Genomic DNA, 25,326 nt, shown 5'->3' on the forward strand with positions numbered 1-25,326 from the left:
CGCGTGACAGCATGGAGGGATGCAGACACCGCAGCATCCCGGCGATGAGAACCTGAGTCGAGAGGATGCCGCGGCCCGGGCATCCGTCATCGTCCTCGACACGATCGAGGTCGACCTGGACCTCCGCTCGGCCCCCGATGCGTCACGCGAGGACTTCGCGACGCAGAGCACCCTGCGCTTCCGCGCGTCGTCGACGGAGACGTGGATCGACTTCCTCGGCATCTCCGTCGACGAGGTGGAGGTCAACGGCGCACCGCAACCGGTGGAGTGGGACGGCGCCCGCATCCGCCTGTCGGGACTCGCCGAGGAGAACACGGTCCGCGTTCGTGCGCGCGGTCGGTACAGCCGATCGGGTGAGGGCCTGCACCGCTTCACCGACCCGGTGGACGGCGCGGTCTACCTCTACACGCAGTACGAGCCGGCCGACAGCCGTCGCGTCTACCCGTGCTTCGAGCAGCCCGACCTGAAGGCGCGGTGGACGTTCCACATCACGGCGTCGCGTGACGGTGTCATCCTGTCGGGCGGCGCGGAGGCCGCCCGCGCCGAGGTCGACGGCGGCGTCCGGGTGTCGTTCGCCGAGACGCCGCTGCTGTCGAGCTACGTCACCGCGGTCGCCGTCGGTCCGTACCATCGCGTCGACGGTCTCTGGCAGGGGGAACGGCAGAGTGTCGACCTCGGTGTGCTCTGCCGCGCCTCTCTCGCCGAACACCTCGACGCGGACGAGATCCTCGACATCACCCGCCGCGGTCTCGACTTCTTCACGAGAGCCTTCGACCAGGACTACCCGTGGGGCAAGTACGACCAGATCTTCGTCCCCGAGTACAACCTCGGCGCGATGGAGAACCCGGGCCTGGTCACCTTCACCGAGGCGTACGTCTTCCGCGGAGCGGCGACCGCCGCGCAGCGCGAGGCGCGGTCGAACACGATCCTCCACGAGATGGCGCACATGTGGTTCGGCGATCTCGTCACGATGCGATGGTGGGACGACCTGTGGCTCAAGGAGTCGTTCGCCGACTTCATGGGGACGCACGCGAACGTCGCGACAGGGCTGCACCCGGATGCCTGGGTCACGTTCGCGAGCCGGCGGAAGGGGTGGGCGTACGTCCAGGACCAGCTGCCCACGACGCACCCGATCGTCGCCGACATCCCGGACCTCGAGGCGGCCAAGCTCAACTTCGACGGCATCACGTACGCGAAGGGGGCGTCGGTGCTGAAGCAGCTCGTCGGGTTCGTCGGCGAGGACGCCTTCTTCCGCGGAGCGCAGCGGTACTTCGCGGCGCACGCCTACGGCAACACGACGCTCGAGGATCTCCTCGTCGCGCTCGAAGAGGCGTCGGGCCGCGATCTCCGGTCGTGGAGCACGGCGTGGCTCGAGACGACCGGGCTGCCGACCCTCACGGTCGAGCGCGGCCCCCTGACGGTCGTGCAGGACGTCGCGCGACCGCACGCGGTCCGCGTCGGTCTCTGGGACGACGAGGCCGGGCGTCTCGTCGCGCGCGGCGACGTCGCCGTCGACCTGTTCGGTGAGCGCACCGTCGTCGACGCGCCCGTCCTCCCCGACGCGGCCCTGGTCATCGCCAACGTGGACGATCGCTCCTACGCGAAGGTGCGGCTCGACGACCGATCGCTCGCCGCCGTCAGGGCGGGCCTGTCGACGATGCCGGATGCGGTCGCGCGAGGCGTCGTCTGGGCGGCGCTCTGGAACGCCGTACGCGATGGCGAGCTCGCGGCATCCGCCTATCTCGCGATCGCGGCGGAGCACGCTCCCCGCGAGTCCCACCCGGCGCTCCTGAGCGACGTCCTCGCCCACGCCGCCTTCGCGATCCGCCACTACGTCTCGGACGCCGGGGAGACGTCGGTCGCCTGGTTGCAGGGAGCGTGGCGCGCCATGTCGGCTGCCGACGCCGGGTCCGACGCTCAGCTCATCTGGGCACGCGCGGTCGGTGCTGCCGCGGAGCTCTGCACGGACCGGGCGGGCGAGATGTCCGCAATCCTGGCGGGGGAGGCGCCGGCACCGGCGGGCCTGGCCCTCGATCCCGATCTCCGGTGGGGGTGGCTGTTCGGTCTCGCTGCCTCCGGTCATGCGGACGCCGCGCGGATCGAGGCCGAGGCGGAGCGGGATGCAACCGCGTCGGGCCGCACGGCGCGTCTCGCGGCGCTCGCGGCACGGCCGGAGGCATCCGTCCGTCGCGACGCGTGGGACGACGCGTGGGATGACGAGACGCTGACGAACGACCACCTGGATGCCACCATCCGCGGCGCGCGGGCGGGGAAGAGCCGTGACCTCGTTGCGGAGTTCGACGGCGCGTACTTCGAGCGGATCCTGCCCGCGTGGCGTTCGCGCAGCATCGAGATCGCCGCGCGCCTCGTGCGAGGCCTCTTCCCGGCCACGGACGACACCGCGGCTGTCGACGCGTGGCTCGAGGCCCACACCGACGCACCCGGATCGCTCCGGCGCATCGTGATCGAGCAACGCGACCACCTCGCGCGCGATCTCCGGGTCCGCGCGGCGCAGCCGCGACCCTGACTCGCAAGAACGGCCCCCGGACATCCCGGGGGCCGTTCTCGTAGGTGCGTGCGTCAGGCGATGCCGCGGATCGGCGGGTGGTGGAACGTGTCGCCGAACACGCGATCGCTGGCGCCCTCCCGGTCGAGGTAGGGCGTCGCCCCGCCGTCGATGAAAGGCCAACCGGCCCCGAGGATGAGGCAGAGGTCGATGTCCTCGACCTCGGGCACGACGCCCTCGTCGAGCATGAGCTTGATCTCCTGCGCGAGGCCGTCCTGCACGCGGTGGAGGATCTCGTCGGCGGATGCCGGTGTCGATCGCGTCGCCTTCTTCGCGACCTTCTCGGCGGCCTTCGTGAACCCGGTCACGCGACCGCCCTTATCCTTCTCGACGACCTCGTCCAGCGCGGCGAGCTCGTGGAAGTTCTCGTTCGCGTAGAACCGGTCGGGGAAGGCGCGGACCATCGTGTCCTGCACGTGGGCTGCCACCTTCCAGCCGACGAGGTCGATGAGCTGGAACGGTCCCATCGGCAGCCCGAGGGGCGCGAACGCCTTCTCGACGTCTGCGACGGGCGTGCCCTCGTAGACGGCGCGCGCGGCCTCTCCCATGACCTTGGCGAGGAGCCGGTTCACGACGAAGCCGGGCGCATCGGCGGTGAGGACAGCGTTCTTGCCCAGCCCCTTGGCGACGACGAAGGCGGTCGAGAGGGCGGCATCCGACGTCTGCGGCGTCTTCACGACCTCGATGAGCGGCATGACCGCGACCGGGTTGAAGAAGTGGAAGCCGACCAGGCGCTCGGGGTGCGCGAGCTTCGCGCCGATCTCCTCGACCGACAGCGACGAGGTGTTGGTCGCGAGGATCGCGTCCTCGGCCACGACGGCCTCGATCTCGGCGAAGACGGACTGCTTCACCCCGACCTCTTCGAAGACCGCCTCGATGACGAAGTCGCAATCGGCGTACGCGGTCTTGTCGGTCGTCCCGGTCACGAGGACCCGCAGCTTGTTGGCGGTGTCGCCGTCGAGCCGGCCCTTCGCCTCGAGCTTTCCGATCTCGTCGTGGATGTAGGCGACGCCCTTGTCGACGCGCGCCTGATCGAGGTCGGTGATCAGCACGGGCACCTGGAGCTTGCGCACGAACAGCAGCGCGAACTGACTGGCCATGAGGCCCGCGCCGATGATGCCGACTTTGGTGACCTTCTTCGCGAGCGCCTTGTCGGGCGCACCCACGGGACGCTTAGCGCGCTTCTGCACGAGGTCGAACGCGTACATGGATGCCGCGAACTGGTCGCCGGTGACGAGCGAGGCGAGCGCCTCGTCCTCGCGCGCGAACCCTTCTTCCTTCGTGCCGCTCTTGGCCTTGTCGAGCAGGTCGAGCGCGACGTAGGGGGAGCGGGGAACGGTTCCGATCTTCGACTCGAGCATGCCGCGCGCCATCTTGATGGCGATGGGCCACTTCGTGAGCCGCTCGATCTTCCCGGGTGCGTTCTTGCGTTCGACCTTGACGGAGCCGTTCAGCACGCCGTCAGCCCACCGGAGCGACGACTCGAGGTAGCTGGAGGCGGGGAAGATCGCATCCATGATGCCGAGCTCGAAGGCCTGCTGCGGCTTGAGGACCCGGTTCTGCTTGAGCGGGTTCGAGATGACGACCTCGAGCGCATTCTCGATGCCGATCAGGTTCGGCAGGAGGTACGCGCCGCCCCAGCCGGGGATGATGCCGAGGAAGACCTCGGGCAGCGCGATTGCGGCGGCGGAGGCATCCACCGTGCGGTAGGTGGAGTTCAGCGCGATCTCGAGGCCGCCGCCCAGGGCGAGCCCGTTCACGAAGGCGAACGACGGCACGCCGAGATCGGACAGCTTGCCGAGGACGTGGTGACCGAGCTGCGCGATGAGCCGCGCGTTGTCGACGGAGCCCACGTTGCTGACTTCGCTGAGGTCGGCGCCGGCGGCGAGGATGTACTGCTTCCCGGTGATGCCGACGGCGTCGATCTCGCCGACGCGAGCACGAGCCGCGAGTGCGTCGAGGGTGGCGTTCAGAGCGGTCAGCGTCGCCGGTCCCAGCGTGTTGGGGCGGGTGTGGTCGCGGCCGTTGTCCAGCGTGATGAGAGCGAGCACCTTGCCGCTGGCGAGCGTGACGTCGCGGACGGGCGAGTTCGTCACGACCTCGGTGTCGGAGAGGGCGAGCAGGGGCGAGAAGTCGATCTGGTCGTAGTTCGTCATCGTCGGCTGCCTCACTTCTTCTTCTTGCCGTTGTAGTGCGGGTTCTCCCAGATGACCGAGCCGCCCTGACCAAGGCCGACGCACATGGCGGTGACGCCGTAGCGGACGTCGGGGCGCTCGGCGAAGTGGGCTGCCAGCTGGATCATGAGACGGACGCCGGATGCCGCGAGCGGGTGTCCGAGCGCGATCGCGCCGCCCCAGGGGTTGACGCGCGGGTCGTCGTCGGCGATGCCGAAGTGGTCGAGGAGCGAGATGACCTGCACGGCGAACGCCTCGTTCAATTCGAAAAGGCCGATGTCATCGATCGTCAGGCCGGCCTTCTTGAGAGCCTTCTCGGTCGACGGGATGGGGCCGATGCCCATGATCTCGGGCTGGACACCCGCGAACGCGAAGGAGACGAGCCGCATTTTGGGAGCGAGGCCCAGTTCCTTCACCGCACCGCCGCCGGCGAGGAGCGACATCGTGGCGCCGTCCGTGAGCGGCGAGGACGTGCCCGCCGTGACGCGTCCGTGCGGGCGGAACGGGGTTTTCAGCGCGGCGAGGTCAGCCATCGTCGTCTGCGGACGGCGTCCCTCGTCCTCGGTCGCCAGGCCCCAGGCCCCGGCGGCATCCTTCACCGCGATGGACACGAGATCGGGCTGGAACTTCCCGGCCTCGTAGGCGGCCTGCGCCTTGTGCTGGCTGAGCATGCCGAAGCGGTCCGAGCGTTCCTTGGTCAGCTGCGGGTACCGGTCGAAGATGCGCTCTGCGGTCACGCCCATGTTGAGGGCACCGGGGTCGACCATCTTCTCCGCGACGAATCGGGGGTTCGGGTCGGCGTTGCCGCCGATCGGATAGTGCCCCATGTGTTCGACACCGCCGGCGAGGGCGACGTCGTACATTCCGACGCCGATCGATGCGGCCATCGTCGTGACGCTCGTCATGGCGCCTGCACACATGCGGTCGATCGCGAAGCCGGGGACCGTCTGCGGGAGGCCGGCGAGGATCGCGACCGATCGACCGAGGGTGAGTCCTTGCTCCCCGGTCTGGCTCGTCGCGGCGATCGCGACGTCGTCGACGCGCTCAGCCGGGACGCCCGGGTTCCGCTCCATCAGACCGATCGTCGCCTTGACGGCGAGGTCGTCGGCCCGAGTGTTCCAATACATGCCCTTTTCGCCGGCACGCCCGAACGGGGTGCGCATTCCGTCGACGAAATAGACGTCCGAAAGCTCGGCCACACTGCCTCCAAAGATTGGGTTCCCACCCAGCCTAGAGAGGCCGCGAAGCCGCGAAAATCGGTTGGTTCGAACCTACGAAGCGGTCTCGGACACCGCGTCGGGGCTCTGCACGGAATCGACAAAAGCCGCGGCGATCACCTGTGCAGTCTGTTCAATCTGCCATGCCCGTGCACCGAGGTCGATCAGGGCCCGACCGACCGATTCCGCCGTGATCTCGGTGGGGGGATTCCACGCGACGCGACGAAGCAGATCAGGCGTCAGCAGGTTCTCGGTCGGCATGTGCAGCTCTTCTGCACGCGCATCGACGAGAGGCTTGGCGGTCTTCAGTCGCGCGTCCGCGGCGGGGTTGCGGTCCGCCCAGGCGCGCGGCGGCGGCATCCCATCGCCAGGACCGCGCTCGGGCGGGAGGACGGGGTCGGCGCGCCCGGCCTCGATCGCCGACCACCAGCGGTCGAGCTGGCTGCGGCTCGCGCGACCGGTGAAGTCCTTGACCCGCGCGAGGTCCTGCTTCGACGCCGGATCGGCGATGACGGCGGCGACGAGGGAGCGGTCGGGTACGAGGCGACCCGGGGAGACGTCCTCCTCGCGGGCGTACTCCTCGCGGGCAGTCCAGAGGGCGCGGGCAACGGCCAGAGCGCGGCGACCGCGTACCGTGTGCAGTCCGCTGAGGCGACGCCACGGCTCCTCGCGTGCAGGCTTCGGTGCGCGCGTGCGCACGGCCTCGAACTCCTCGTCGGCGAAAGCGGTCTTGCCCTGCTCGTCGAGCTCTGCGGCGAGGGCATCGCGGACGTCGATGAGGTGCAGCACGTCGAGAGCCGCGTATTCCAACCATCCCTGCGGCAGAGGCCGAGTAGACCAGTCCGCAGCGGAGTGCGCCTTGGCGAGGGTGATCCCCAGGGTCTGCTCCACGACCGCACCGAGGCCGACCCGCTCATGCCCGAGCAGGCGGGCGGCGAGTTCGGTGTCGAAGATGCGAGGCGGCTCGAGCCCGGCTTCACGAAGAGAAGGCAGATCCTGGCTCGCGGCGTGGAGGACCCATTCCTCGTCGCCGATCGCCGCCTGCAGGGCAGACATGTCGCCGATCGCGGGCGGATCGAAGAGGAAGACCTCGCTCCCGCGGCGATAGACCTGGATGAGATAGGCGCGCTGCGAGTACCGGAATCCGGATGCCCGCTCCACATCGACCGCGACCGGACCGTGCCCGGCCGCCAGGCGCGACGCTGCGGCCGCCGCCGCTTCCTGATCGGCGATGACCTCGTATTCAGCCACGTGTACTCCGCTGCCCGCCGAACACGGCGATGTTCTCCGAGCCCGGGGGAAGACCTGCCAGCATGCAGACCAACTCACCCCAGGCATCCATATGACTGGTGAGGTCTCCCTCGGGGGACCATGATGCGCGGAGCTCGATCTGCGCACCATCGCCCTCCGCGGCCAGCGTCCCGAAACCCTTCGAGAGGGTCTTGGTCGCTGTGCCGGATGCCGCATGGAACGTTGCTCCACGTGCGGCGAGGGCGTCGACCAGCCATGACCAGGCTACGTCGGCCAGCAGGGGATCGGTGCCGATCTCGGGTTCGAGCGGCGCCTGCGCGAAGCAGACGATCCGCCAGGGGCCGCCCCAGGCATCCGGTTCGGACGCATCGTGGAGGATCACGATGCGTCCCGTGCCGTACATCGATTCGCCGTCCTCCTCCGGACGGACGTCTCCGGCGAACGCGATGGCGTCCGGCGCAAGCGACGACGGTGCGGCGATCTCGCGCACCACGAAGTCGTCGCGGAAATGCAGGCCGCGCAGCGCGTCGCCGACGGCGAGGAATTCCGGCGGCCCGGACGGGGGTTCGGTCACGGCGACAGACTAGAGTGAGGGCACCATGAAGGCTTCCAGGCGCGCCGTTCCCGACGACGCCCGGCCGGGAACCGTCGTCGCGGTCCGAAGCACCGTCGTCGCACTGGCCACGGCGTTCATCAGTGCCACGGGATTGCTCGCCCTTCTCGCCGGGCGTGTCGCGCGCCGCGTCGTGACCCCCGCCAGACGGGCGCCCGACACCACCATCGTGGACGTCGACACCGCCGCGCAGACCATCACCCTGTCGCGTTCGGCCGACACGGTCCTGCCGGGGCGGTACGGGCTGTTCACCACGGGGACGCAGTCCTACGTGAAGCTCGGCACGGTCTTGACGACCCGGGCGGAATCCGTCACACGCAAGCTCCTGACGCAGATCGATGAGACCGACAGGCTGACCTCGGCCGCCGCCTTCAGTGGCTGGTACTTCTCCGAGCCCGGAGAGCTGCATCTGCCGTTCGAGAACGTCTCGGTCTCGACGGCGCTCGGCTCCTGCCCGGCCTGGGTCTTCCCCGCCGATGCGCCCACGGACATCTGGGCGATCCACATCCACGGACGCGGCACCACGCGTTCCGAGACTCTCCGCGGCGTCCCGGCATTCCGCGCGGCGGGTATCACGTCGATGCTCGCGTCGTACCGGAACGACGGTGACGCCCCGCGCAGCAGGGGAGGAGCGTCGGCCCTCGGGGCGACCGAATGGCGCGACGTCGACCGAGCGATCGGTCACGCGCGTCGCTCCGGTGCGAAGCGAATCGTACTCGTCGGCTGGTCGATGGGCGGGGCGATCGCCCTGCAGCTCGCCGTGAACTCGGCGCACCGGGATCGCATCGTGGGACTCGTGCTCGACTCGCCGGTCGTCGACTGGCGACAGGTGCTCACCCATCACGCCGGACTCATGGGCATCCCGAACCCGCTCGCCCGGGCGGCCCTCGACGCGCTGGCGCAGCGGTGGGCGTCGCCCTTGACGGGCGCGGCGGACCCGATCCCCTGGGACCGTCTCGACCTGCTCACGCGGGCCGATGAACTCGTCGCGCCCACCCTCATCCTCCACAGCGACGCGGATGACTTCGTCCCCGTCGGCGCGTCACGCGCGCTGCGCGATCTCCGGCCGGACCTCATCGACCTCGAGGAGTTCGAGGGAGCGCGCCACACGAAGCTCTGGAACTACGACGAGGAGCGATGGACGTCTCGCATCCGCGAGTGGGTGACCGCGCAGGGCATCAGCGGCGCCGGAGCCTCAGATAACTGAACCCGTCGTCGTCGATGAGGACGCCCGCCGGTGACGTGTCGATGGGGCGACGCAAGGGCAGGAATGGCCCCGCCGTGGGCACGAGGTGCGGTGCAGCCGTCACGCAGTACTCGTCGATGAGATCGTCGGCAGCGAACTGCGCCGCCAGCATCGGGCCGCCTTCGCAGACGATGTGACGCAGGCCGCGTTCGGTGAGCGCCGAGAGGATGCCGGTGGCAGGCATCCGTCCGCCGTGCGTGGGCACGTGCACGACGGTGATTCCACGCTCGACCGGCGGTGCGTCGGCTCCCTCGGGCATCACGAAGAGGACCTGATCGTCCGGTCCGTCGGGATCCGGGTCGAGCCGGTGGCCCGCGAGATCACCGGAGCCGGTGATGATGGCCAGCCGGGAACGGCGGGGGAGGAGGTAGCCCTCGGCTCGGACGGTCTGCGCACCGACGATGATGGCGTCGGCGCTCGCGCGGATCACGCCGAGGATCGCCCGGTCGGCGCGGTTGGTGAGGGTGTTGCTCGTCCCGTCCGGACCGACGGCCGATCCGGTCAACGAGGTGATCATGTTGAGCCGCACCCAGTCCTCCCGGGGCGGCGCGTAGCGGTCGGCGATCCAGCGACGGCCTTCCGGGGTCGCGGCATCCACTCGCTCACCCGCGGTCGGAAGCACCTCTGTCAGCCACACGCCGCCATCCTCCCACGGCCGGTCGCCGCGGCGAGGGTCGCCGGCGCGGCGGCTAGGCTTGGCGGGTGCCTGTGACCTCCTCCGGAACCACTCATCTGAGCGAACGCGATCCGAAGGTGAGCGGAGCCGAGATGGTCGCCGCACTCGTTCCTCCGCCTCAGTTCGACGAGGCGACCTTCGCCACCTATCGGGCGGACGAGGCGTACCCCTCGCAGCAGGAGGCGAAGGACCTGCTCGAGACCTTCAGCTCGGGCCGTACCGCCGCTGCGGCGCGCGGTGGCTTCTTCCGGCGCGCCAAGCGCGAGGCTCCGATGAAGCCGGGTGTCTACCTCGACGGCGGCTTCGGCGTCGGTAAGACCCACCTCCTCGCAGCGATCTATCACGCGATGCCCGCCCGCCGGAAGTACTTCGGCTCGTTCATCGAGTACACGGCCCTGGTCGGCGCGCTGGGCTATCAGAAGACGGTGGAGCTGTTCCGCGGCGCCGACCTCCTCTGCATCGACGAGTTCGAGCTCGACGATCCGGGCGACACGATGGTGATGACCCGGCTGATCGCCGAGCTGGTGCCCACCGGCACGAAGCTCGCCGCGACGTCGAACACGCCGCCGAACGCCCTCGGTGAAGGGCGTTTCGCCGCCCAGGACTTCCTGCGCGAGATCCAGGCGATGTCCGAGCACTTCCAGACGATCCGGATCGACGGCACGGACTACCGCCAGCGGGCCGTCGACGGGCACGCGGTGGTTCTGGACGACACCGCCTACCAGAACGCGATGAGGGATGCCGCGGCATCCACTCTCGTCTCCGATGACGACTTCGCCGGGTTCATCCGCCACCTCGCCTCGGTGCACCCGTCCCGCTACATCCGCCTCATCGAGGGGGTCGGGACGATCGGACTGCGGGACGTCGTCGGGTTCGACGACCAGGCGGCCGCGCTGCGGTTCGTGGCCTTCGTCGACCGCGCGTACGACGCGCAGATCCCGATCCGGGCCACCGGCGTCTCCCTGGACTCGGTGTTCCGCGAGGACATGCTCGCCGGCGGATACCGCAAGAAGTACCTGCGCGCCGTCTCGCGCCTGGTCGCTCTCACCCACTCGTAAGCGGCATCAGGCGTTTCTCGGAGGCACGGGAAACCTGATGTTTACCTTCTCGGCACCCTCGTAACCAGCGCGAAACACCCGTGCGCCGTCGGGCGAAACCACGGACCTCGACACTGGGGGCACCCGACGCTACACCTGCGTCCCTGCAGAGAGGTTCCCTTCGAGATGGATCAAGGCAACACCGCATTCATACTCATCGCGGCCGCACTAGTCCTGCTGATGACCCCAGGTCTCGCGTTCTTCTACGGCGGTCTCGTCAAGGCGAAGAGCGTCATCAGCATGATGATGATGTCCTTCGGCGCACTCGGCCTCATCGGGGTGCTCTGGGTGCTCTACGGCTACGCCATCGCGTTCCCGGGCAGCAGCGGCACTCTGGGGCCGTGGTCGATCGACGGGGCTGCGGTCGGCCTGACGAGCGTCCTCGAGCCCGCAGAGGGTGCCACGTACCCGCCGCTGGCCTTCGTCGCCTTCCAGGCCACCTTCGCGATCATCACCGTCGCGCTCGTCTCCGGCGCCATCGCCGACCGTGCCAAGTTCGGTGCGTGGATGATCTTCGCGGGCGTCTGGGCGACGGTCGTCTACTTCCCCGTCGCGAGCTGGGTCTTCAACTTCGGTCTCGCGGAGGACGGCTCGTTCGAGTACGGCGGCTGGATCACCCACGGCCTGCAGGACGTGTTCGGCGTCGGAGCCATCGACTTCGCCGGCGGCACGGCTGTCCACATCAACGCCGGTGCGGCCGCTCTCGCCCTGGCACTCGTCCTCGGCAAGCGCGTCGGCTTCCAGAAGGGCGTCCACGTCCCGCACAACCCGCCGTTCGTCCTCCTCGGTGCAGGCCTCCTGTGGTTCGGCTGGTTCGGCTTCAACGCCGGCTCGGAGCTGGCTGCCGACAACACCGCGGCGCTTGCCTTCGTCAACACGATCGCCGCTCCCGCCGCCGCTCTGCTCGCCTGGCTCCTGGTCGAGAAGATCAAGGACGGCAAGCCGACATCCGTCGGCGCGGCCTCCGGTGCCGTCGCCGGTCTCGTCGCGATCACCCCGGCGTGCGGCTCGCTCGACCCGGTCTGGGCGATCGTCCTCGGCCTCATCGCCGGTGCCGTCTGCGCCCTGGCCATCGAGCTGAAGTACAAGCTCGGCTTCGACGACTCGCTCGACGTGGTCGGCATCCACCTCGTCGGTGGCCTCATCGGAACGCTCTACCTCGGCTTCTTCGCCCGCGACACCGGCCTGTTCATGGGGGGCGACGCATCGCAGCTCATCGTCCAGGCGATCGCAGCCTTCGCGGTGCTGGGCTACTCCTTCGTGGTCGCCTTCGTCATCGGGTTCGCGATCGAGAAGACAATCGGATTCCGCGTGAAGAACGAAGACGAGATCGCCGGTATCGACACGGTCGTGCACGGCGAGGCCGGCTACGTGCTGGAGGACGCCAAGGCCTGATCCGTCACCTCACACGGAGGGCGTCGCGGGAGTACCCGCGGCGCCCTCCGTCGGTGTGTTGGGCGAAGCCTCCTGACGGTGTCAAGGCCCTCCGGTCGCCCACGGTGAATTTCGTAGCGTCCGGGACATGTCCCACATCGACACCGCATCCGTCGACGCCGATCTGCCCGTCATCCTCCGCCTCGCGGAGCTGGCGTCTCTCGTGCATGCGTTCCCGGGACTGCACGTCCGGTGGTCCGAAGGGCCGGAGAGGGATGCCGCCTGCACGAGCGTCGACAGCGAGAGCGGTCTTCGCCTGCCCGGTCTCTCGGTGAATCCGCTGGATGCGGAGGCGTGGTGGACGAGGCCGCTCGAAGACTGGCTGGCGCGTCAACTGTCGCAGTACCGGCACCTGGCGGCCGAAAACCCGGAGCGGATCGCTTGGGTCCTTCGCGGCGAGCACGTCGGGCGGGGTCCCGACTGCGAGCCGCTGATCGCTGACGCGGAGGCGGTCGCGATCCTGGATGCCGCTCTGCTCGACGAGGCGGCTCGTCGATACGCGACCGCGTTCGATGCCGGCCGCGGGCCGGAGGACTGATCGTGGCTCCGGCATCCCGGTGGGTCGAAGACCGACCCGGGTTCTTCCGACTCACCGTCGCCGCGACCAACTGCTATCTCGTCACGACTGCGGACGGCGTCACGCTCATCGACGGGGGTCTCCCGGCCACCGGCGGGCCGCTCGATGACCTTCTCCGACACCTCGGTCTCACACGTCGCAACATCGATGCGCTGATTCTCACCCACGGACATTTCGATCATGTGGGGCTCGCCCGCGCGTTGAGCGCGGAGGGAGTTCCCGTCCATGTTCACCCCGGCGACCACCGATTGGCTCGGCATCCCTACAGTTATCGCCCTGCGGTGGCCAGGGTGCCGTACCTGATCGGCCACCCCGGCGGTCTCCCCTTCATCGGACGGATGGCAGTGGCGGGGGCACTCGCGGTCCGGGGTGTCGACGCTGATCACGCGATGCGCGACGGGGAGACCGTCGACGTCCCGGGCCGCCCGACGGTGCTACACACTCCCGGGCACACCGGCGGCCACTGCGCGCTGCTGTTCGCGTCGAACGACGTCCTCGTCTCGGGCGATGCCCTCGTGACCCTGGACCCGTACACCGGCGTCAGCGGCCCGCAGATCGTTGCCGACGCGGCAACGGCGGACGCTGCGGCATCCCTCCGATCGTTGGGGGTGCTCGAGCAGACGGATGCGACTGTCGTTCTGCCCGGGCACGGCGAACCGTGGACGCGGGGGATCGCGACCGCGGTGCAGAGGGCTCGCATCGTCGGGCGACACTGAGTCGTTTCATTTCGTGCTTGTGCCGCCGCGGTGCGCTGCCCTACGTTGAGCGGGAAGCGCTTTCCCTCCCTGATTCCGTCCAGTGCTGGACGAGAAAGGACGACGATGTCCCGCATCCGTACGACCGCCGCTTGGGCGGCCGCAGCCGTCTTCGCTGTCTCGCTGGTCGGTTGCAGTCCCGCCGCCTCCGATTCGGGCGGCTCGTTCGACCCCGACGAGAAGGTGTCCCTCGATTTCGCGTGGTGGGGAAACGATGACCGCGCCGCTCGCTACGCGACGCTCATCGAGGCCTTCAACGAAGAGCACCCGAACATCACCATCAAGACGACCTTCACGGACTTCCCGAGCTATTGGGAGCAGCGGCAGGTCGAGGCGGCGAGCGGCAGTCTGCCCGACGTCTTCCAGTTCTCCGACAGCTACCTGCGCCAGTACGGCGAGAGTGGCGCGATCCTCGACTTGGATGAAGTGGCCGATCAGATCGATTTCACGACGTTCGACGACAGCCTGCTCGGCACCGGGCGTCTGGACGGCACGCAGTACTCCCTGCCGACGGGGTACAGCCTCTGGGCGAACTTCGTCAACGAAGACCTGTTGAAGGAGCACGGTCTCGAGCTGCCCGCGGCGGGCTCGTCGTTCGACGAGTTCAACGACTGGCTCGCCGAGGTCACCGACAATGACGGGCGGGGATCCGTTCGGCGGCACCGACTACACGCAGCGCATCCAGGTGCTCGAGCTGCAGTTGCGCGCCGCCGGCAAGGCGCTCTACACGGAGGAGGGCGAGCTCGGGTTCACGAAGGACGAGTTGGCGGACTTCTGGGAATCTGGCGCGACGCTGCGCGACGGCATCACGATCCCGCAGCAGCAGCTCGAGGAGATCAGCCCGATCTCGGGCTTCGGCTCGACCCGGACGCTGAGTGAGATGAGCTGGAGCAACTTCCTCGGCGGCTACCTGGCCGACTCCGGAGCATCGTCGATCGGAATCGTGGCTCCGCCGACGACGGATGCCGGTGCGAAGGACCTCTACCGCCAGGGCGGTCTGCAGGTGGCGATTTCCTCGCGCACGAAGCACCCTGAGGCCGCTGCGATCTTCCTCGACTACGCCGTGAACAGCCCCGAGGCGGGAGAGATCTTCGGCACGACGCTCGGGTTCCCGGCATCCAGCAGCAAGCTGGAGGGCACGAAGCTCGAAGGCCCCGATCAGCAGGTGGCGGACTACATCGAGTCGGTGTCGGACCGCATCGGCGACGCGCCGCCGCCCGCGGTCGTCGGCTACGGCTCGCTGGAGCAGAAGTTCTGGGACCTGGGTAAGGAACTCGGACTCGGAACGAAGACGGTGGATGCCGCCGTCGACGAGTTCTTCGCCGAAGCGGACGTGATCCTCAACAACTGACGGTATCCGCGGACGAGGGTTAGGGTGACGGCGTGACATCGCGCCTGATCTCAGCCCTCGTCCGTCTGTTCCGGCCGTCGAACGGCAAGACCCCGGCGGCCGGGACCGTGAGAGTGATGCCCGCCGACCTCCGAGACCTCCGCATCAGCTATCGACCCGAGCCCGACGGCGATCCTGATGCGGGTGAAATCGTCTGGACCTGGGTCCCGTTCGACGAGGCCGACGGCCGCGGCAAGGACCGGCCGGTCCTCGTCATCGGCCTCCACGGTCGGGACCGGCTGTACGCAGTGCGACTCACGAGCAAACCGCACGACCGCGACGGGGAGCACCTCGCCCTCGGTCCAGGGGAGTGGGATGCCGCAGGTCGCCCGTCGTGGGTTGACCTCGGTCACCTCTACAGCGTCCCTCGGACCGCGATGCGCCGCGAGGGAGCAGCGCTCGACCGCGCCCGTTTCGACCGCGTCGCAGCTGCACTGAGGACTCGGTACCGTTGGTCGGCGTGACGCCGGAGAACGACGAAAGCCCCCGAATTCTCGGGGGCTTCTCGGTGGGCGATGCCGGACTCGAACCGACGACCTCTTCCGTGTGAAGGAAGCGCGCTACCAACTGCGCCAATCGCCCGAATGACACTCGGGCCGATGACCGAGCATACCGGATCCGGCGGCCCCGACCGAACCGGCACGGCCTGCGACGGTGAGACACGCGCGGGGCGGCGCCGGTTTTGCACTGGCGCAGGAATCGTCTAATGTTTTACGAGTGCCGGAGAGATCCGGAACGAAATGCGGATGTAGCGCAGTGGTAGCGCATCACCTTGCCAAGGTGAGGGTCGCGAGTTCGAATCTCGTCATCCGCTCGAGTGTGGGGATCTTCCTCCGGGGAGATCGCGTCACGTGGGTCAAACCACACACGGTGGCGTGGCCGAGTGGCTAGGCAGCGGCCTGCAAAGCCGTCCACACGGGTTCGAATCCCGTCGCCACCTCCACTCACAACTCAACAGCCTTCACAGGCGCGATTGGCGCAGCGGTAGCGCGCTTCCCTGACACGGAAGAGGTCACTGGTTCGATCCCAGTATCGCGCACAGACAAACCCCCGGTCACCCGGGGGTTTTTTGTTGCCCATGCGGAGAGCTCAGCCGACGGCGTCGGCGCTCTCGGACTCCGGAAGCTCGTGCAGGCCGGCGGGGGAGTTCGCCGCCGTCATCAGCCGCGCGATCCACTCGTGGTTGAGGGCGATGCGCGTGTCGTGGCGGCGTCGGAACGCCAGGCGCGCCGCGCGGTTCATCCAAACGGTCGTGCGTCCGGTGCCTTCTCCTGTCGCGCGCGACCAGGTGAACAGGAACGACTCACCCCGGCGGAGCTTGGCGTAGATGACCGCCTCGAGGTGGACGAGCGTCCGGTCGTCGATGTCGAATCGCGTCGTGGCGTTGTAAGAGAGGAGTCCCATGGAACCGACCCAGGTCTAGGCGTACAGAGAGGGTGGAGCTGCGGTCTCCTCCGCCATTGTCTCACCCGGCACACGCGTTCCCGTGCCGGGTCCGCCGTGTCATATCCGCGTCATCGGTCGCTGCCAGACTGACGACATGACCACCGCGCGGATCGTCACCCTCTTCATCGTCGCCGCCCTCGCCGAGATCGGCGGCGCCTGGCTGATCTGGCAGGCCGTGCGGGAGGACCGCGGGTGGTGGTTCGCACTGCTGGGGATCGTCGCACTCGGTGCGTACGGCTTCGTCGCGGCGTTCCAGCCCGACGCGAACTTCGGTCGGGTCCTCGCCGCCTACGGAGGCGTGTTCATCGCCGGATCGCTCGCCTGGGGGATCGTCGTCGACGGGTTCCGGCCGACCGTGTGGGACTACGTCGGATCGGCGATCGCCCTCGTCGGGGCCGCGATCATCATCCTCGCGCCGGTCGTCACCGAGACGTCGGAGGGATGATCGCGACCCCGGGTCGCCTCAGGGGACGATGACCGCGCGGCCGCGGACCGTCCCGGCAGCGAGTGCCTCGTAGGCCTTCGGGCCGTCGTCGAGGGAGTACCGCTGGATCTCGACCCCGACCTGACCGGAGCGCGCGAGGTCGAGAACCTCGACCAGTTCGCTACGTGAGCCCCAGTAGGGGAGGCGAAGAGCCGCGTCGTAAGCGATCGACCCGAAGCCGACGTGAGCCGTGCCACCACCGATGCCGACGATCGTGACATCCGCATCGAGCGCGGCCGACCCGACGGCGGTCGCGATCGTCGGCTCGGCGCCGACGAAGTCGAACACGGCGTTCGCTCCCAGGCCGCCCGTGAGTTCACGGATCCGATCGACGGCGTTCTCATCGCTGATGACGGTGTGGTGGGCGCCGACCTCGCGCGCCAACGCGAGCTTCTCATCGGTGACGTCGAGCGCGATGACCGTCGCCGCCGACACGGCGCGGAGGATCTGGATGGCGACGTGCCCCAGCCCACCCGTGCCGATGACGACCGCCGTCGTCCCGGCGCCGAGCTTCGGCAAGGAGGTCTTGATCGCGTGATACGGCGTCAGACCGGCATCCGTCAACGACACGTTCTGCACGGGATCGAGGTCGCCCAGCGGCACGAGGTGCCGTGCGCTGTCGACGATCATGTACTCCGCCATCGATCCGGGAGCGCCGAGGCCCGGAGGCATGATCCCCTCGGCCTGCGCGTTCGTGCAGTAGTTCTCCTTGCCTTGCGCGCAGTTGCGGCACCGACCGCATCCCCACGGCCCGTAGACCGCGACCGCGTCGCCGACCTGGAGGTGCTCGACGCCGTCGCCGAGTGCCTCGACGATGCCGGCGCCCTCGTGCCCGAGGGTGAGCGGGAGTGGGTACCCAGCGGCGGTGTACTCCTCCTCGCTCAGGCTCATGATGAACTCGTCCGAGTGGCACACACCCGCGGCGGTGACCTTCAGGAGCACCTGTCCGGGTCCGGGAGAGGGCTTCTCGATCTCGACGACTTCAGGGTGGGAACCGATTCGTGTGTATTGGAGTGCCTTCATGCCGGGCACGCTACGCGCCGACCGTCGTCGCACGCACGGCCCTGCGCTCGTGCAGCCGGGGAGATAGGATCCGGCCATGGCCCACCTCGTGCTCACTGTGGTCGGCGACGACCGTCCCGGACTCGTCAACGCCCTCGCCGAGCAGGTGTCCGCCGTCGGCGGCAACTGGGAACGCAGCGAGCTCGCCGAGCTCGCCGGCGCGTTCGCCGGCATCGTGCTCGTCACGATCGACGACGACCGCCAGGCCGACCTCGTCTCCGCCCTCGAAGGGCTCGACGGGATGCTGCGGGTCGGCGTCCACGGCGGACGCGCCGCGGTCGCCCCGGAGGCGGCCGAGCGCTCGCTCGAGGTGACCGTCCTCGGCAACGACAGGCCCGGGATCGTCCGCGACGTCACCGCGGCCATCGCGGACCACGCACTCAGCATCGACACCTTCCGCAGCCGCACGCTCGACGCTCCTATGGCCGGAGGGACGCTTTTCGAGGCGACCGTCGCCTTCCGGTTGCCGGTCGGAGCGGATGCCGCCACCGTGACCCACGCGTTGGAAGAGCTCGCCGGCGAGATCCAGGTGGACCTGACCGTCGCCTGACGTGAGCCGCGTCGACGAGATCCGCGCCCGCCTGCGGGCGGCGGCGGATCCTTCGCGTGCCGCCGGCCAGCAGGCCTATATGAAGTCCGACCTGCCGTTCCTCGGCGTCCGCGTGCCGGACACCCGACGCATCGCTCGTGCCGTCGTCGCGGGGGAGCCGGACGCCGCGGTCATCATCGAGGATGCTCAGCAGTTGTGGGACGTGGCATCCCACCGCGAAGAGAGATACGCGGCGATGATGCTCCTCGCGGTGCCGCCTGCCCGGGCGGACCTGCGCATCGTCCCGCTGATCGAACGCATGGTGCGGGCCGGCCGGTGGTGGGACATCACCGACGAGTTGAGCGGCCGCATCCGGGAACTCCTGGAGGCCCACCCCCGCGACGGGGAGGCGCTCGTGCGCGGGTGGTGCGTCAGCGAGGAGATGTGGCTGCGCCGACTCGCGATCCTCAGCCAGCTCGGCCGTCGCGGGCAGACGGACCTGCACTTGCTGGCTGATGCGCTCCGGCCGAACCTCCGCGACGGAGAGTTCTTCATCCGGAAGGCCATCGGCTGGGCGCTCCGCGACGCCGCTCGTTCGTACCCCGAGTGGGTGGAGGCGTATGTCGCCGCGCACGCGCTCAGCCCGCTCAGTCTTCGCGAGGCGTTGAAGCACCTCTGACGCGTCAGCGCAGGAACAGCGGGAGCGTCGCGGCTGCCACGATGGCGGGAGCCGCGACGAGACCCCAGAGGATGAAGCGACGCCACGGCAGGTGGACCTCCGCGGCCACCAGTCGCTGGTGCCACAGCAGGGTGGCGAGCGATGCCCACGGTGTGATGAGCGGCCCTGCGTTGACACCGATCAGGAGTGCCGCGAGTCGCTCCGGCGTATCCGCGGTCGACTCGAGCAGCAGGTAGGCGGGCAGGTTGTCGAGACCGTTCGCGGCGACCAGCGCGGTTCCCGACATGCGGAGCAGGTCGAGCGGTTCGGAGCCCGTCCCGGCCAGCGTGGCGGCGAGCTGACCGGATCCCCACGCCTCGAGGGCCGCGACCGCGGAGAACAGTCCGGTGGCGAAGACGAGGAGCGACCACGGCACGAGCCCGACGCTCAGGGCCTTCGGCGAGCGCCACGCGAACAGCCCGAGCAGCGCGAGCGCTGCTCCCGTCGCCGGGATCCACGGCTCGACCCCGCTGACGAGCAGAGGCAGAAGCGCGACGACCACGACGGATGCCGCGACCAGCTGCACCCGGTCACTCACCCGCGGCGGCGCCGCGACCGTGAACATCCCGACGAGCGATCGGCGGTGGAACGCCCACAGCAGGGCGACCGTCACGAGGACGGCGACGGCAGCGGACGGACCCAGTAGGAGGACGAAGGATGCCGGATCGCCGCCGCCCGGCATCCGTGCCAGGGCGAGGAGGTTCGTCAGGTTCGACACCGGCAGCAGGAGTGACGCGGTGTTCGCGAGCCAGACGGTGGTGAGCGCGAAGGGAAGCGGCGGCAGGCCGTTGGCGCGCGCGACGGCGATGACGACGGGCGTCAGGAGCACGGCCGTGGTGTCGAGCGAGAGGAACGCCGTCGTCACGACGGCGAGCACCACGACTAGGACCCACAGGAGCATCGTCCGTCCGCGCGACAGGCGTGCGAGCCACGATGCGGTGACGTCGAACACGCCTGCCTTCGCGGCGAGCTCGGCGACGATCGTGACCGCCACGACGAATGCGAGGATCGGCAGGACGCGCTCGGCGACATCCCCGAGGTCGGCCAGGGGCAGGACGCCGGTGGCGAGGGCGGCCACCGCCCCCAGCAGGAGGGCGACTCCCGCGAGAGCGAGCTTCACGGCATCCATCATCGCGCCTGTCCGGTGCCCAGTAGACTCGCAGGATGCAGAACGGCCGGTCATCCCACCTCGCCGGCACGCGAACGCCGCGGGCCTGAGCGGGCGGAGCGCAGTGTGCGCTCGAAGCTGACTTTCCTGATCCGAGCCACTTCCTGGAGTTCTCCCCTTGACTGATCTGATCGCCCCGGCGGACGTCGACCTTCCTGCCGACGGTTTCGCCCTGTTCCCCGACCGCTCCGTCGTCGCCCTCCGCATCGCTGGCGAGCTGAAGGACCTCGCGACTGTCGTCGGCTCCCTCGACGGCGTCGAGCCCGTGACGGTGTCGAGCCCCGACGGGCTGAACATCCTCCGGCACTCGACCGCCCACATCCTCGCGCAGGCCGTGCAGCGCGTCCGCCCGCAGGCGAACCTCGGGATCGGCCCGCCGATCACGGACGGGTTCTACTACGACTTCGGCGTCGACGACCCGTTCACCCCGGAGGACCTCAAGGCCATCAAGAAGGAGATGGAGCGGATCGTCCGGGAGGGGCAGCGCTTCGTTCGTCGCGTCGTCACGGATGACGAGGCTCGCGCCGAGCTCGCGGACGAGCCGTTCAAGCTCGAGCTCATCGGGCTCAAGGGCGGGTCCCAGGAGGCGGCCGAGGGCGCCTCCGTCGAGGTCGGCGCCGGCGAGTTGACGATCTACGACAACGTCACCCGCGACGGTGAGACCGCGTGGAAAGACCTGTGCCGCGGACCCCACGTGCCGAGCACCCGTATCGCCGGCAACGGCTGGGACCTCACCCGCGTGGCCGGTGCCTACTGGCGCGGCAGCGAGAAGAACCCGCAGCTGCAGCGCATCTACGGCACCGCCTGGCCCACGAAGGACGAACTCCGCGCCTACCAGCACCGACTCGAGGAGGCCGCCAAGCGCGACCACCGCAAGCTCGGCAAGGACCTCGACCTCTTCTCTTTCCCCGAGGAGATCGGGCCCGGCCTCTCGGTGTTCCACCCCAAGGGCGGCATCATCCGCTACGAGATCGAGCGCTACATGCGCGAACGCCTCCTCGCCAACGGCTACCAGGTCGTGAACACGCCCCACATCACCAAGGGTGACCTGTTCATGACGAGCGGCCACCTGCAGTGGTACGCCGACGGCATGTACCCCCCGATGGTGCTCGATGAGGTGGTGGATGCCGACGGTCACGTCTCGCGCGAGGGCCAGGAATACTACCTGAAGCCCATGAACTGCCCGTTCCACAACCTGATCTTCCGCTCGCGCGGACGCAGTTACCGCGAATTGCCGCTGCGGCTCAGCGAGTTCGGTTCGGTCTATCGCTACGAGAAGAGCGGCACGCTCGCCGGTCTCACCCGTGTGCGGGGCATGACACAGGACGACACCCACATCTACGTCACCGCCGATCAGGTCAAGGGTGAGCTCGAGCACAGCCTCGAGTTCGTGCTGCAGACGCTGCGCGACTACGGGCTGAACGACTTCTACCTCGAGCTCTCGACGAAGGAGGAGGGGAACCCCAAGTTCATCGGCGACGACCGCCTGTGGGACGAGGCGACGCAGACCCTCCGCGAGGTCGCCGAGGGTTCCGGTCTCGAGCTCGTGCCCGACCCGGGTGGGGCGGCGTTCTACGGCCCGAAGATCTCGGTCCAGGCACGCGACGCGATCGGCCGCACCTGGCAGATGTCCACGATCCAGCTCGACTTCAACCAGCCCGAGCGGTTCGAGCTCGAGTACACCGGCCCCGACGGCGAGAAGCACCGCCCGGTCATGATCCACCGCGCGCTCTTCGGATCGATCGAGCGCTTCTTCGCGATCCTGCTCGAGCACTACGCCGGTGCCTTCCCCGTCTGGCTCGCACCGGTCCAGGTCGTCGGCATCCCCGTCGCCGAGGAATACGGTCCGTATCTCGACGACATCGTCGCGCGTCTGCGCGCCGCCGGCGTCCGCGCAGAGGTCGATCACTCGGACGACCGCATGCCGAAGAAGATCCGTACCCACACGACCCAGAAGGTGCCGCTCCAGCTCATCGCAGGGGAGCAGGACCGATCGGGCGGCACGGTGTCGTTCCGGTTCCGCGACGGGTCGCAGACCAACGGCATCCCGGTGGACGAGGCGATCGACAAGATCGTCGCGGCGATCTCGGGCCGGCTGCTCATCAACACGGCCGAGGACCTCGTATGAGTGATGCCGGCGAGGTGGGCCCCGAGTCGTCGATCGACTTCGCCGGGGTTCCGGATGAGTTCCAACGGCTCTGGACGCCGCATCGGATGGCCTACATCCAGGCGGGACCGGAACCGCTCAAGCACGACTGCCCGTTCTGCGCGGCGCCCGGGAAGTCGGACGAGGAGGGGCTCATCGTCGCCCGCGGCGAGACGGCGTACGTCTTGCTGAACCTGTTCCCGTACAACTCGGGGCACCTGCTCGTGTGCCCGTACCGTCACTTCGGCACCTACGACGAGGCGACGCCCGAAGAGGTCGCCGAGATCGGCGCGCTGACCCAGGTGGCCATGCGGGTGCTGCGGAAGGTCGCCAACTGCGATGGCTTCAACTTGGGGATGAACCAGGGCGAGGTCGCCGGCGCGGGCGTTGCGGCGCACCTCCACCAGCACATCGTGCCCCGCTGGGCGACGGACGCGAACTTCTTCCCGATCATCGCGAAGACGAAGGCACTGCCGCAGCTGCTCGGAGAGGTCCGCCAGTCGGTGGCGGACGGCTGGCCCGTTCTCTGACAGGCCCGCCGTCCGCGGGGATCACCGGACCTGCGTGACCTCGAACTGCATCCGCGGGTGCGCGTACGCCTCCTGCGACTCGACGAGCTGCAGTTCTCGCGTGCCCGCGTCGTAGGTGTTCTGGAGCAGGTCGAACACGCTCGAGGTGGTCCTCGCGAGCGCATCGGCGGCATTCCCGCTCTCGCGGAAGTGCGCGGTGAACAGGGCGGCGGTGACGTCGCCGGAGCCGTTCGCCTTCATCGGGATGTGCGGCGTGCGGACGATCCACGCACCGTCATCCGTCACGGCGAGCATCTCGATCGTCCCCTCGGGTCGGTCGGGCCGCTCGACGCTCGTCACGAGCACGGTCGACGGTCCCATCGCACGCGCCGCGTCGACGGAGGCCAGGGTCGAGTCGAGGTCGGCGGGGTCGGTGCCGGTGAGGAAGCCGAGCTCGAACTGGTTCGGCGTGATCAGGTCGGCGGCGGGGACGACCCGCTCGCGGAGGAGGACCGGGATGGCGGGGGCCACGAAGCATCCGCTCTTCGCATTTCCCATGACCGGGTCGCAGGCGTAGATCGCGTTCGGATTGGCGGCCTTGACGCGCGCGACGGCGTCGAGGATGACGTCGCCGATCCCCTCGCCGCCCTGGTAGCCCGAGAGGACGGCGTCGATCTCGCCGAAGGCGCCGCGTTCCTCGATGCCGGTGATGACGTCGGCGACATCCTGCGGGCTGATGAGCGGGCCGCGCCAGGCGCCGTAACCGGTGTGGTTCGAGAAGTTCACTGTGTAGACCGGGTAGACCTCGACGCCGATGCGCTGCAGCGGGAACACGGCGGCGGAGTTGCCGACGTGACCGTACGCGACGGCGGACTGGATGGAGAGGATCTTCACGGGGCGGTACTCGCTTCCGGTGAGGGCACGATCGCTCGCGCCGAGGCGGCGACGTCGGCGGCGAGCCGCGCGAGGTCGATGTCGGACAGGTCGTGGACGGTCAGGCGCAGGCGATGGCGGGCGTCGTCGTCGGCGAGGAAGAATTCGTCGCCGGGCCGGGCCAGCCAGCCGCGTCGCATCAACTGCTCGGCGACGGCTCGGGCGGGAGCCGGGACCCGGACCCACAGGCTGAGGCCGTCGCCCGCCGTCGTGGGGACCCCGTGGCGGGTCAGCTCGTCGGCGAACGCCTCGTTGCGTGACCGGTAGTGCCGGGCCGCGCGTTCGACGCCGGCCATGACCTCGTCATCGGACACCAGCGTGACGACGAGCCGCTGCAGCAGGTGGCTCACCCAGGTGGAGCCGGGGCTCAGCCGCCGCGCCAGGCGGTCCGCGGTCTCACGGTCGCTCGCGGTCACGGCGAGGCACATGTCGGGCCCCAGGAACTTCGAGACCGATCGGATCAGCGCCCACCGACGATGATCCGGTCCGATGATCGAGTGGTACGGCTCCCGCGAGAGCATCGAGAAGTGGTCGTCCTCGATGACCAGGACGTACGGATGCCGCGCCAGCACGGCTCGCAGCTCCGCCGCCCTCTCGGCGGTCAGGCTCACGCCGGTGGGGTTCTGCGCGCGGGGCGTGCAGACGATGGCGCGGACGCCCGCATCGAGCGCGGCCTGGAGGCCGGCCACCGTCATCCCGTGCTCGTCGACGGGGATGGCGACGGGTCGGTAGCCGCCGATCTTCACGGTCCGCAACGCCGACAGGAAGCACGGGTCCTCGAGTCCGACACCGTCGTCGCGGGTGAGGGCGTCGGCGAACAGGCGCTCCAGCGCGTCCACGGCGCCGCCGGTGATCGTCAGCCGGAGATCGTCCCGGCCAGGGAGGTCGTTCTCGATCCACCGGGCTGCCCACTCCTCGAGGTCGGGGTCGATGGTCGGCTCGCCGTAGAGGACGGGGCGGCCGGCGAGGCTCGACAGGGCATGGGACGGATCGGGGATGAGGGTGGGGTCGGGGTTGCCCGTCGCGATATCGCGGAGGACCGTGTCGGCGGCGAATCCCTCCTGGGCAGGGTCCGAGCGCGGCGCGACGCGGGTTCCGGCTCGACCGGCGGTCTCCACGGCGCCCGCAGCGGCGAGGTGGCGGTAGGCCGCGACGACGGTGTTCCGGTTGACGCCGATCGTGTCGGCGAGCGCGCGCACCGGAGGAAGCGCAGCGCCGGGGCCGAGGTCGCCGCGGTCGATGAGGGAACGGATGCTGTCGGCGATCTCCGCGGCGGTGTCGCCGCTGATCGCCAGGACATCGTTCGTCATGCCGTCGAGTCTATGTCCGGGTCAT

General features: G+C 69.2%; 24 protein-coding genes and 4 tRNA genes. 17 read left to right on the forward strand and 11 right to left on the reverse strand.

Going from position 1 to position 25,326, the window contains the following annotated elements:
- Window positions 1-19: 19 nt before the first annotated feature.
- Window positions 20-2,527 (forward strand): aminopeptidase N, encoded by a 2,508-nt coding sequence (gene pepN / locus QE428_RS11575; RefSeq protein ID WP_307469327.1) that lies wholly within the window; start codon window positions 20-22, stop codon window positions 2,525-2,527.
- 53 nt (window positions 2,528-2,580) lie between these two features.
- Here pepN and QE428_RS11580 read toward each other — a convergent pair whose 3' ends face one another.
- The 4 genes from QE428_RS11580 to QE428_RS11595 all read right to left on the reverse strand — a co-directional run bounded on the left by QE428_RS11580 (window position 2,581) and on the right by QE428_RS11595 (window position 7,782).
- Window positions 2,581-4,722 carry a 3-hydroxyacyl-CoA dehydrogenase NAD-binding domain-containing protein gene (locus QE428_RS11580; RefSeq protein WP_307469330.1) on the reverse strand — a complete coding sequence of 714 codons (2,142 nt, stop codon included), beginning with the start codon at window positions 4,720-4,722 and terminating at the stop codon, window positions 2,581-2,583.
- Window positions 4,723-4,733: 11 nt separating this feature from the next.
- Window positions 4,734-5,939: a thiolase family protein gene (locus tag QE428_RS11585; RefSeq protein WP_091353416.1), complete on the reverse strand. Its 1,206-nt coding sequence runs from the start codon at window positions 5,937-5,939 to the stop codon at window positions 4,734-4,736.
- Between the two features lie 72 nt (window positions 5,940-6,011).
- On the reverse strand, window positions 6,012-7,208 hold the full coding sequence (locus QE428_RS11590; protein WP_307469335.1) for a ribonuclease D: 1,197 nt from the start codon (window positions 7,206-7,208) through the stop codon (window positions 6,012-6,014).
- A complete protein-coding gene (locus tag QE428_RS11595) occupies window positions 7,201-7,782 on the reverse strand; it encodes a DUF3000 domain-containing protein (RefSeq protein ID WP_307469337.1) in 582 nt (193 codons plus the stop codon). The genes QE428_RS11590 and QE428_RS11595 overlap by 8 nt, the downstream gene beginning before the upstream one ends.
- Window positions 7,783-7,807: 25 nt before the next feature.
- Here QE428_RS11595 and QE428_RS11600 point away from each other — a divergent pair, with 25 nt between their 5' ends.
- A complete protein-coding gene (locus tag QE428_RS11600; protein WP_307469339.1) occupies window positions 7,808-9,028 on the forward strand; it encodes a S9 family peptidase in 1,221 nt (406 codons plus the stop codon).
- Here QE428_RS11600 and QE428_RS11605 read toward each other — a convergent pair.
- The gene (locus QE428_RS11605; RefSeq protein ID WP_307469342.1) at window positions 9,000-9,704 is read right to left on the reverse strand and encodes a dihydrofolate reductase family protein; all 705 of its coding nucleotides are present in this window, start codon (window positions 9,702-9,704) and stop codon (window positions 9,000-9,002) included. The genes QE428_RS11600 and QE428_RS11605 overlap by 29 nt on opposite strands.
- A 65-nt stretch (window positions 9,705-9,769) precedes the next feature.
- Here QE428_RS11605 and zapE point away from each other — a divergent pair, with 65 nt between their 5' ends.
- The 7 genes from zapE to QE428_RS11640 all read left to right on the forward strand — a co-directional run bounded on the left by zapE (window position 9,770) and on the right by QE428_RS11640 (window position 15,460).
- A complete protein-coding gene (zapE, locus tag QE428_RS11610; RefSeq protein ID WP_307469345.1) occupies window positions 9,770-10,801 on the forward strand; it encodes a cell division protein ZapE in 1,032 nt (343 codons plus the stop codon).
- A gap of 165 nt (window positions 10,802-10,966) precedes the next feature.
- The gene (locus QE428_RS11615; protein WP_307469349.1) at window positions 10,967-12,235 is read left to right on the forward strand and encodes an ammonium transporter; all 1,269 of its coding nucleotides are present in this window, start codon (window positions 10,967-10,969) and stop codon (window positions 12,233-12,235) included.
- Between the two features lie 127 nt (window positions 12,236-12,362).
- Entirely contained in the window at window positions 12,363-12,812 is a 450-nt protein-coding gene (locus QE428_RS11620) for a DUF6098 family protein (protein WP_307469352.1), read from the forward strand.
- Between the two features lie 2 nt (window positions 12,813-12,814).
- Window positions 12,815-13,567, forward strand: a complete 753-nt coding sequence (locus QE428_RS11625) for an MBL fold metallo-hydrolase (RefSeq protein ID WP_307469356.1) — start codon at window positions 12,815-12,817, stop codon at window positions 13,565-13,567.
- Between the two features lie 105 nt (window positions 13,568-13,672).
- Window positions 13,673-14,485 carry an ABC transporter substrate-binding protein gene (locus QE428_RS11630; protein WP_307469358.1) on the forward strand — a complete coding sequence of 271 codons (813 nt, stop codon included), beginning with the start codon at window positions 13,673-13,675 and terminating at the stop codon, window positions 14,483-14,485.
- A gap of 1 nt (window position 14,486) precedes the next feature.
- Window positions 14,487-14,957 carry a hypothetical protein gene (locus QE428_RS11635; RefSeq protein ID WP_307469360.1) on the forward strand — a complete coding sequence of 157 codons (471 nt, stop codon included), beginning with the start codon at window positions 14,487-14,489 and terminating at the stop codon, window positions 14,955-14,957.
- 32 nt (window positions 14,958-14,989) lie between these two features.
- Window positions 14,990-15,460, forward strand: a complete 471-nt coding sequence (locus QE428_RS11640) for a type II toxin-antitoxin system PemK/MazF family toxin (RefSeq protein ID WP_307469363.1) — start codon at window positions 14,990-14,992, stop codon at window positions 15,458-15,460.
- Between the two features lie 45 nt (window positions 15,461-15,505).
- Here QE428_RS11640 and QE428_RS11645 read toward each other — a convergent pair.
- Window positions 15,506-15,578, reverse strand: a tRNA-Val gene (locus QE428_RS11645).
- Between the two features lie 160 nt (window positions 15,579-15,738).
- On the opposite strand from QE428_RS11645, the gene QE428_RS11650 reads away from it, so the two are divergent.
- The 3 genes from QE428_RS11650 to QE428_RS11660 all read left to right on the forward strand — a co-directional run bounded on the left by QE428_RS11650 (window position 15,739) and on the right by QE428_RS11660 (window position 16,035).
- A tRNA-Gly gene (locus QE428_RS11650) sits at window positions 15,739-15,810 on the forward strand.
- A gap of 55 nt (window positions 15,811-15,865) precedes the next feature.
- A tRNA-Cys gene (locus tag QE428_RS11655) sits at window positions 15,866-15,939 on the forward strand.
- Between the two features lie 24 nt (window positions 15,940-15,963).
- A tRNA-Val gene (locus tag QE428_RS11660) sits at window positions 15,964-16,035 on the forward strand.
- Window positions 16,036-16,085: 50 nt separating this feature from the next.
- Here QE428_RS11660 and QE428_RS11665 read toward each other — a convergent pair.
- The gene (locus QE428_RS11665; protein ID WP_307469366.1) at window positions 16,086-16,400 is read right to left on the reverse strand and encodes a hypothetical protein; all 315 of its coding nucleotides are present in this window, start codon (window positions 16,398-16,400) and stop codon (window positions 16,086-16,088) included.
- 136 nt (window positions 16,401-16,536) lie between these two features.
- On the opposite strand from QE428_RS11665, the gene QE428_RS11670 reads away from it, so the two are divergent.
- Entirely contained in the window at window positions 16,537-16,887 is a 351-nt protein-coding gene (locus QE428_RS11670; RefSeq protein WP_091353446.1) for a YnfA family protein, read from the forward strand.
- A gap of 18 nt (window positions 16,888-16,905) precedes the next feature.
- On the opposite strand, the gene QE428_RS11675 is transcribed toward QE428_RS11670, so the two are convergent.
- Window positions 16,906-17,949 carry an NAD(P)-dependent alcohol dehydrogenase gene (locus QE428_RS11675; protein ID WP_307469374.1) on the reverse strand — a complete coding sequence of 348 codons (1,044 nt, stop codon included), beginning with the start codon at window positions 17,947-17,949 and terminating at the stop codon, window positions 16,906-16,908.
- A 76-nt stretch (window positions 17,950-18,025) separates the two neighbouring features.
- On the opposite strand from QE428_RS11675, the gene QE428_RS11680 reads away from it, so the two are divergent.
- Both QE428_RS11680 and QE428_RS11685 read left to right on the forward strand, forming a co-directional pair.
- On the forward strand, window positions 18,026-18,538 hold the full coding sequence (locus QE428_RS11680) for a glycine cleavage system protein R (protein WP_307469376.1): 513 nt from the start codon (window positions 18,026-18,028) through the stop codon (window positions 18,536-18,538).
- A gap of 1 nt (window position 18,539) precedes the next feature.
- A complete protein-coding gene (locus tag QE428_RS11685) occupies window positions 18,540-19,196 on the forward strand; it encodes a DNA alkylation repair protein (protein WP_307469378.1) in 657 nt (218 codons plus the stop codon).
- 4 nt (window positions 19,197-19,200) lie between these two features.
- Here QE428_RS11685 and QE428_RS11690 read toward each other — a convergent pair whose 3' ends face one another.
- Window positions 19,201-20,367 (reverse strand): SLC13 family permease, encoded by a 1,167-nt coding sequence (locus QE428_RS11690; protein ID WP_307469382.1) that lies wholly within the window; start codon window positions 20,365-20,367, stop codon window positions 19,201-19,203.
- 154 nt (window positions 20,368-20,521) lie between these two features.
- Here QE428_RS11690 and thrS point away from each other — a divergent pair, with 154 nt between their 5' ends.
- Window positions 20,522-22,531, forward strand: coding sequence for a threonine--tRNA ligase (gene thrS / locus QE428_RS11695; protein ID WP_307469385.1), 2,010 nt, complete (start codon window positions 20,522-20,524; stop codon window positions 22,529-22,531).
- A complete protein-coding gene (locus QE428_RS11700) occupies window positions 22,528-23,079 on the forward strand; it encodes an HIT domain-containing protein (protein ID WP_307469388.1) in 552 nt (183 codons plus the stop codon). The genes thrS and QE428_RS11700 overlap by 4 nt, the downstream gene beginning before the upstream one ends.
- A 21-nt stretch (window positions 23,080-23,100) precedes the next feature.
- Here the strand turns inward: QE428_RS11700 and pdxY are convergent, their stop codons facing one another.
- Together pdxY and QE428_RS11710 are read right to left on the reverse strand one after the other, a co-directional pair.
- Window positions 23,101-23,952: a pyridoxal kinase PdxY gene (pdxY, locus tag QE428_RS11705; protein WP_133399577.1), complete on the reverse strand. Its 852-nt coding sequence runs from the start codon at window positions 23,950-23,952 to the stop codon at window positions 23,101-23,103.
- Window positions 23,949-25,301: an aminotransferase class I/II-fold pyridoxal phosphate-dependent enzyme gene (locus QE428_RS11710; RefSeq protein ID WP_307469393.1), complete on the reverse strand. Its 1,353-nt coding sequence runs from the start codon at window positions 25,299-25,301 to the stop codon at window positions 23,949-23,951. The genes pdxY and QE428_RS11710 overlap by 4 nt, the downstream gene beginning before the upstream one ends.
- Window positions 25,302-25,326: the final 25 nt, after the last annotated feature.

Source organism: Microbacterium sp. SORGH_AS_0505, assembly GCF_030818715.1.
Taxonomy (GTDB): Bacteria; Actinomycetota; Actinomycetes; order Actinomycetales; family Microbacteriaceae; genus Microbacterium.

What these genes read in the sequence shown, in the direction of transcription:
- QE428_RS11665 (WP_307469366.1), bottom strand. Translation starts at nt 16,400, where the DNA reads ATGGGACTCCTCTCTTACAACGCCACGACGCGATTCGACATCGACGAC.
- QE428_RS11600 (WP_307469339.1), top strand. Translation starts at nt 7,808, where the DNA reads ATGAAGGCTTCCAGGCGCGCCGTTCCCGACGACGCCCGGCCGGGAACC.
- QE428_RS11680 (WP_307469376.1), top strand. Translation starts at nt 18,026, where the DNA reads ATGGCCCACCTCGTGCTCACTGTGGTCGGCGACGACCGTCCCGGACTC.
- QE428_RS11675 (WP_307469374.1), bottom strand. Translation starts at nt 17,949, where the DNA reads ATGAAGGCACTCCAATACACACGAATCGGTTCCCACCCTGAAGTCGTC.
- QE428_RS11615 (WP_307469349.1), top strand. Translation starts at nt 10,967, where the DNA reads ATGGATCAAGGCAACACCGCATTCATACTCATCGCGGCCGCACTAGTC.
- pepN (WP_307469327.1), top strand. Translation starts at nt 20, where the DNA reads ATGCAGACACCGCAGCATCCCGGCGATGAGAACCTGAGTCGAGAGGAT.
- QE428_RS11710 (WP_307469393.1), bottom strand. Translation starts at nt 25,301, where the DNA reads ATGACGAACGATGTCCTGGCGATCAGCGGCGACACCGCCGCGGAGATC.
- QE428_RS11670 (WP_091353446.1), top strand. Translation starts at nt 16,537, where the DNA reads ATGACCACCGCGCGGATCGTCACCCTCTTCATCGTCGCCGCCCTCGCC.
- QE428_RS11630 (WP_307469358.1), top strand. Translation starts at nt 13,673, where the DNA reads ATGTCCCGCATCCGTACGACCGCCGCTTGGGCGGCCGCAGCCGTCTTC.
- QE428_RS11690 (WP_307469382.1), bottom strand. Translation starts at nt 20,367, where the DNA reads ATGATGGATGCCGTGAAGCTCGCTCTCGCGGGAGTCGCCCTCCTGCTG.
- QE428_RS11580 (WP_307469330.1), bottom strand. Translation starts at nt 4,722, where the DNA reads ATGACGAACTACGACCAGATCGACTTCTCGCCCCTGCTCGCCCTCTCC.
- QE428_RS11700 (WP_307469388.1), top strand. Translation starts at nt 22,528, where the DNA reads ATGAGTGATGCCGGCGAGGTGGGCCCCGAGTCGTCGATCGACTTCGCC.
- QE428_RS11635 (WP_307469360.1), top strand. Translation starts at nt 14,487, where the DNA reads ATGAGCTGGAGCAACTTCCTCGGCGGCTACCTGGCCGACTCCGGAGCA.
- QE428_RS11620 (WP_307469352.1), top strand. Translation starts at nt 12,363, where the DNA reads ATGTCCCACATCGACACCGCATCCGTCGACGCCGATCTGCCCGTCATC.